Source organism: Methylobacterium sp. WL116 (assembly GCF_008039455.1).
Lineage (GTDB): Bacteria > Pseudomonadota > Alphaproteobacteria > Rhizobiales > Beijerinckiaceae > Methylobacterium.
The window spans coordinates 1-6,174 of the sequence record NZ_VRUV01000274.1; the positions used below are offsets into that span (position 1 = coordinate 1).

General features: G+C 69.1%; 4 protein-coding genes and 1 tRNA gene. 1 reads left to right on the top strand and 4 read right to left on the bottom strand.

Annotation, left to right across the window (positions count from 1 at the left end):
- Positions 1–246: 246 nt before the first annotated feature.
- The 3 genes from FV223_RS17790 to dnaK all read right to left on the bottom strand — a co-directional run bounded on the left by FV223_RS17790 (position 247) and on the right by dnaK (position 4,369).
- On the bottom strand, positions 247–876 hold the full coding sequence (locus FV223_RS17790) for an rRNA adenine N-6-methyltransferase family protein (protein WP_147728271.1): 630 nt from the start codon (positions 874–876) through the stop codon (positions 247–249).
- A gap of 203 nt (positions 877–1,079) precedes the next feature.
- A complete protein-coding gene (gene dnaJ, locus FV223_RS17795) occupies positions 1,080–2,240 on the bottom strand; it encodes a molecular chaperone DnaJ (protein ID WP_147728272.1) in 1,161 nt (386 codons plus the stop codon).
- A gap of 212 nt (positions 2,241–2,452) precedes the next feature.
- The gene (dnaK, locus tag FV223_RS17800) at positions 2,453–4,369 is read right to left on the bottom strand and encodes a molecular chaperone DnaK (RefSeq protein ID WP_147728273.1); all 1,917 of its coding nucleotides are present in this window, start codon (positions 4,367–4,369) and stop codon (positions 2,453–2,455) included.
- Positions 4,370–4,844: 475 nt separating this feature from the next.
- On the opposite strand from dnaK, the gene FV223_RS17805 reads away from it, so the two are divergent.
- Positions 4,845–5,831 carry a hypothetical protein gene (locus FV223_RS17805; RefSeq protein ID WP_147728274.1) on the top strand — a complete coding sequence of 329 codons (987 nt, stop codon included), beginning with the start codon at positions 4,845–4,847 and terminating at the stop codon, positions 5,829–5,831.
- A gap of 218 nt (positions 5,832–6,049) precedes the next feature.
- On the opposite strand, the gene FV223_RS17810 is transcribed toward FV223_RS17805, so the two are convergent.
- Positions 6,050–6,126: transfer RNA gene (locus FV223_RS17810), tRNA-Met, on the bottom strand.
- Between the last annotated feature and the right edge of the window lie 48 nt (positions 6,127–6,174).

The window sequence follows — 6,174 nt, forward strand, 5'->3', positions numbered from 1 at the left end:
GGCTACGGATACGGCCGCGGCTCCAGGAGTTCGGCCAGACCGCCTCCGACGACAATCATCCGGAGGCCGCCGGCGAGCGCAAGGGCCGCGAGGGCGAGGCGGGTTCGGGTCGGCGTCGTGGACATCGGCGGTTCTCCTTCTCGGGCGACCGGCTGCTCGCGCACCGGCCTTGAGAGGAGAAGTAGCAACCAGCACCTGAATGCGACCTGAGGCCTACGCTCAGCTCGCATTGGGGCACCCCGCCGATCAGGGCCGGCGGTAGACCCAGACCCGGGCCGGCGGCAGGTTGAGCCAGACCCGGTTCGAGCCGCTGGCGGTGTAGCTGCCCAGCGCGCAGCGCGCCGGGATCGGCGGCACGACGGCGTAGGTGAACTGCACGAACGGCGCGCCGGGATGCATCAGGTCGTGGGCGGTGTTGAGCAGGTCGAGGCGCTGCTCGAGCGGCTTGGTGAACAGCGGCAGGCTCGAGACCGTCGCGGCCGCCGGCCCGGTCAGCACCGCGCCGACGCTGCCGCGAATGTCGTAGGCATCGCCGCGCACCACGGTGACGCCGGGGAACCGGCGCTTCAGCAGGGTGCAGAAATCGGGGTTGAACTCGATGAGCACCAGCCGCTCGGGCGCGACGCCCCGGCGGATCAGCGCCTCGGTGACGGGGCCGGTGCCGGGTCCGATCTCGATCACCTGACCGGAGACGGCCGGATCGACGTAGGCCGCCATGGTCCGGGCCAGCATCTTGCCGGACGGGGTGACCGAGCCGGTGACGAGGGGGCGCTCGAGCCAGGACTTGAGGAACCGCGCCTCGTCCTCCAGCGGATCGCGCCGCACCTTCGCGTTCACGGACGAGGCTTTCGCACTGGAACGACGTAGCGGCGGCAAGTCCGATGTTCCTTCAGGTCCGATCGCGACGTCGCGATCCCGGCGGTCAGCGCAGCGGTCGGCACATGTCTTACAGGCAAGGTTGCGCTCGTGCCTAGCGCATTGCGATCACACCAGCCTCGGCGATCGAAGCGACCTCGGCCGAAGGCTCAACCGGGGCCGGCCGGTTTTGATCCGCCCGGCCCCGCATCTTGCGTTTCCCGCTACTGGCGGGCGGTGCCGCCGAAGCCGCCGAGGAAATCGCGCACCTTCGAGAAGAAGCCGGCGGCCTCCGGATGATTGTCGTCGGAGGCGGTCTGGCCGAACTCCTGGAGCAGCTCGCGCTGGCGCTTGGTCAGGTTCTGCGGCGTCTCGACGAAGACCTGGATGTAGAGGTCGCCGACCTCGCGGGTGCGCAGGACCGGCATGCCCTTGCCCTTGATGCGGAACTGCTTGGCGGTCTGGGTCCCGGCCGGGATCCGCACCTGGGTCTGCGAGCCGTCGATCACCGGCACGGTGATCTCGCCGGCCAGCGCCGCCGTCACCATCGAGATCGGGACCCGGCAGAACAGGTCGGCACCGTCGCGCTGGAAGAAGGCGTGCTGCTTGATCGAGAGGAACACGTAGAGGTCGCCGGCCGGCCCGCCGCGCAGGCCGCTCTCGCCCTCGCCGGCGAGCCGGATGCGCAGGCCGTCGTCGACGCCCGCCGGCACGTTGATCGCCAGCGTGCGCTCGCGGTTGACCCGGCCGGCGCCGGCGCAGGCCGTGCAGGGGTCGTCGACGATCTCGCCGCGACCGTGGCAGTTCGGGCAGGTGCGCTCGATCGCGAAGAACCCCTGCGCCGCCCGCACTCGGCCGTAGCCGGCGCAGGTCTGGCAGGTGCGCGGCTTGGAGCCGGGCTTCGCCCCCGATCCGGCGCAGGTCTCGCAGGTGATCGAGGTCGGGATCTTGATGGTCTCGGCCTTCCCCGTGAAGGCCTCCTCGAGCGAGATCTCCAGGCTGAAGCGCAGGTCGGCCCCGCGCTCGCGGCCCGGTGCGCCGCCGCGCCCGCGGGTCTGCTGCTGGCCGCCGCGGCCGTCGCCGAAGAAGTTGTCGAAGATGTCCGACATGAAGTCGCCGAACTCGTTGCCGAATCCGGGCCCGCCCTGGCCGCCGCCCTGCGTGAAGGCGTCGTGGCCGAAGCGGTCGTAGGCGGCGCGCTTCTGCCCGTCGGACAGGCACTGATACGCCTCGTTGATCTCCTTGAACTTGATCTCGGCGTCCTTGTTGCCGGGATTCTTGTCCGGGTGGTAGGTCATGGCGAGCTTGCGGAAGGCGACCTTCATCTCGCCGTCCGACGCGGTCTTGGCGACGCCCAGGATCTCGTAATAGTCCCGCTTCGACATGCCTTGCCTCGATAGTCCCTAACAATCCGTCCGCCTGCCCCAGGCAGTCGGCGATGTCGCTGTTCCGCGTCTTGAAGGGTCGTGTCGCGCCCGGGCGGCCGCCCGCTCCGCGCGGGCGCCGGAGCGGCCCCCGGAATGACGGCCCGAAGCCGAACCCGCAAGCGAAAACGGGACCGGATCGCTCCGGCCCCGCTTCAGGCTGCGCGCGGAGCTTACGCCCGCTTCTTCTGGTCCTTCTCGTCGACCTCCGAGAAGTCGGCGTCGATGACGTCGTCCTTCTTGGCTTCCTGGCCGGCGGCGGCGTCCGGACCGCCCTCGGGGGTCTGGCTCGCAGCGTACATCGCCTCGCCGAGCTTCATCGAGGCCTGCATCAGGTCGGTGGTGCGGGCCTTGATCGTCTCGACGTCCTCGCCCTCGAGCGCGGTCTTGAGCGCGGTCATCGCCGTCTCGATGCCGCCCTTGTCGGCCTCCGAGACCTTGTCGCCGTACTCCTTGACCGACTTCTCGGTCGCGTGGATCAGGCTTTCGCCCTGGTTCTTCACCTCGACGAGCTCACGGCGGCGCTTGTCGGCCTCCGCGTTCGCTTCGGCGTCCTTGACCATCTTCTCGATGTCCGCATCCGAGAGGCCGCCCGAGGCCTGGATGCGGATCTGGTGCTCCTTGTTCGTCGCCTTGTCCTTGGCCGTCACGTTGACGATGCCGTTGGCGTCGATGTCGAAGGTCACCTCGATCTGCGGCATGCCGCGCGGGGCCGGCGGAATGCCCATCAGGTCGAACTGGCCGAGCAGCTTGTTGTCGGCCGCCATCTCGCGCTCGCCCTGGAAGACCCGGATGGTGACCGCGTTCTGGTTGTCCTCGGCCGTCGAGAAGGTCTGGCTCTTCTTGGTCGGGATCGTGGTGTTGCGATCGATGAGCCGGGTGAACACGCCGCCCAGCGTCTCGATGCCGAGCGAGAGCGGGGTCACGTCGAGCAGCAGCACGTCCTTGACGTCGCCCTGGAGCACGCCGGCCTGGACCGCGGCGCCGATGGCCACGACCTCGTCCGGGTTGACGCCCTTGTGCGGCTCCTTGCCGAAGAACGACTTCACAACCTCTTGGATCTTCGGCATGCGGATCATGCCGCCGACGAGCACGACCTCGTCGATCTCGGAGGCCGAGACGCCGGCATCCTTGAGTGCCTTGCGGCACGGCTCGATCGTGCGCTGGACCAGATCGTCGACCAGCGACTCGAACTTGGCGCGGCTGAGCTTGAGCGCGAGATGCTTCGGACCGGTGGCGTCGGCGGTGATGTAGGGCAGGTTGATCTCGGTCTGGGTCGCCGAGGACAGCTCGATCTTGGCCTTCTCGGCGGCCTCCTTGAGGCGCTGGAGGGCGAGCTTGTCCTTGGTCAGGTCGATGCCCTGCTCCTTCTTGAACTCGGCGGTCAGGTACTCGACCACGCGGTTGTCGAAGTCCTCGCCGCCGAGGAAGGTGTCGCCGTTGGTCGACTTCACCTCGAACACGCCGTCGCCGATCTCGAGGATCGACACGTCGAAGGTGCCGCCGCCGAGGTCGTAGACCGCGATGGTGCCGGCCTTCTTCTTGTCGAGGCCGTAGGCGAGCGCCGCCGCCGTCGGCTCGTTGATGATGCGCAGCACCTCGAGGCCGGCGATCCGCCCGGCGTCCTTGGTCGCCTGGCGCTGGGCGTCGTTGAAGTAGGCCGGCACCGTGATGACGGCCTGCGTCACCGGCTGGCCGAGATGCGACTCGGCGGTCTCCTTCATTTTCTGAAGGGTGAAGGCCGAGATCTGGGACGGCGAGTACTTTTTGCCGTCGGCCTCGACCCAGGCGTCGCCGTTGTCGCCGCGGACGATCTTGTAAGGCACGAGGCCCTTGTCCTTCTGCGTCATCGGATCGTCGTAGGTGCGGCCGACGAGGCGCTTGATGGCGAAGAAGGTGCGCTCGGGATTGGTGACGGCCTGGCGCTTGGCCGGCTGGCCGACGAGGCGCTCGCCGTCGTCGGTGAAGGCGACGATGGACGGCGTGGTGCGGGCGCCTTCCGCGTTCTCGATGACCTTGGGCTGCGAGCCCTCCATCACGGCGACGCACGAATTGGTGGTGCCGAGGTCGATGCCGATGACTTTACCCATGGTGGGATCCCTTTTGTTGGTTGCGATCAAGCAGACCGCCGAGCCCCGAAGCAGCTCGGCCCATGGCGGTGTGGTGTGAGAAGATGTGGAGACGGAACCGGGGCCGGAACAAGGGCCGCGAACGGCTCCAATCCCATGCTTAATCCCGCGTCTCGCCGGATATAAGAAGGGCGATGCGGGCTCGCAAGGCGAAGCCGGGCCCCGAGATGCGCGATCCGTGCAAGTCCTTGCGCCGGCTCGGCGAATGCCGCCGGACGGTCGGTTTCTCCGCTGGCTCGCCCCTGCATTGCATCCCGGTGACCCAAATTCGACCTGTGGGCCCGCAAAGCGCACGTCGTGCCGGCCTGCATTTTGTTGCGCCTCGGCCACGCCCGCGCCATCGAAGGCGTGTTAACGCTTCGTAAAGAGCGTCCGGCAGGGTGCGAGGCCGGCATCGCGCGGGCCACCTGCCGCCGTCCCCGGCCCGAAAGACCCGATGCGTCCGACCCGCAGACCCGTCCTCCCGTTGCTCGCGGCCCCCTGCCTCGCCCTCGCGGCCCTGATGCCCGGCGAAGCCTCGGCCCAGAACTTCTTCGAGGAGCTGTTCGGGATCGGCCGCGCAGCCAAGCCTCCGGTTCCGCCCCGCGGCGTCCCGACCGCCCCGCCGTCGGGACCCATCCCCGGCACGCCGCTTCCCGACGATCCGTCGGCACCGTTGCCCGACGCGCCGCGCCCTGCGGTGCCCGCCCGGCCGGTGGTGCTGAAGGCGCCCTCGGAAGACGGCGTCGTCGGGCAGGAGCTGATGCTCAACGGCCTGACCGGAAGCCTCAAGCTCGAGCGCTCGGGATCCGGGATGGCGGCCAGGATCACGCTGCCCGGCACCAAGGTCTCGCAGCCGACCGAATCCTGCAAGGTGCCGCTCGGCGGCGGCGGGCCCGTGTCGCTGACCTCCGAGGGCAAGCCCGAGGGCGTGCCGCGCTACGAGGCGGCCGCCGCCGAATGCCCGCTGCGCTTCGACGTGACGGAAGGAGGCGTGCTGGTATCGAGCCTCGGCCCGACCCCGCTATGCACGTTCTCGGCGCAGGATTGCGCCACCGCCCCGGTCGGCCTGTGGGGGCCGGCCGCCGCCGGCCTGATCCCGCGCTCGGCCGAGTTCGACTCGGCCCGCGGGGTCGCCGACAAGGCGGTGCGTGAGAACTACAAGCTGATGACGCAGCGCGCCCGGCGCGAGGACGTTCGGCCGATCGTCACGGAGCAGGCCGCCTTCTCCTCGGACCGCGAGCAGCTCTGCCGGACCTACGCAAGGGAGGGCGCCCACGGCTTCTGCCATCTCCGGGTGACCGAGAACCGCGCCCTCGCGCTGGCCACCCGCCTCGGCGTCACCACGACGGCCACGCCCGCAGCGACGCCCCGTCCCCGTCGCAAGCCGCCGGTGGAAGGCATAAATCCCGACAGCGGAACGCCGGCTCCGCAGGCCGAGTAGACGCGCGACGTCCCTGTGCCGTCATCTTGCCGTGCCCCCTCCCCTGCGGGGGACGCGCAACGGCGGTCGTCAGGTGGAATGTCGGACGCAGGGCTTTGGCAGAGCCGCAGGCGACCGTTATCGCCTCGGCGTCGACTGCTGTCCCTAAACGCAAACAGCCGGCCTGCGTGGTGCGCGGGCCGGCTGTTTGCGGTTTTGTGAGGTGTATGTGGTGTGTTTGGTTGCGGGGACAGGATTTGAACCTGTGACCTTCAGGTTATGAGCCTGACGAGCTACCGGGCTGCTCCACCCCGCGCCAGGGTGCGTGCTGGTCCTCATGTGTGGACCGGCACGTTCGGCGATC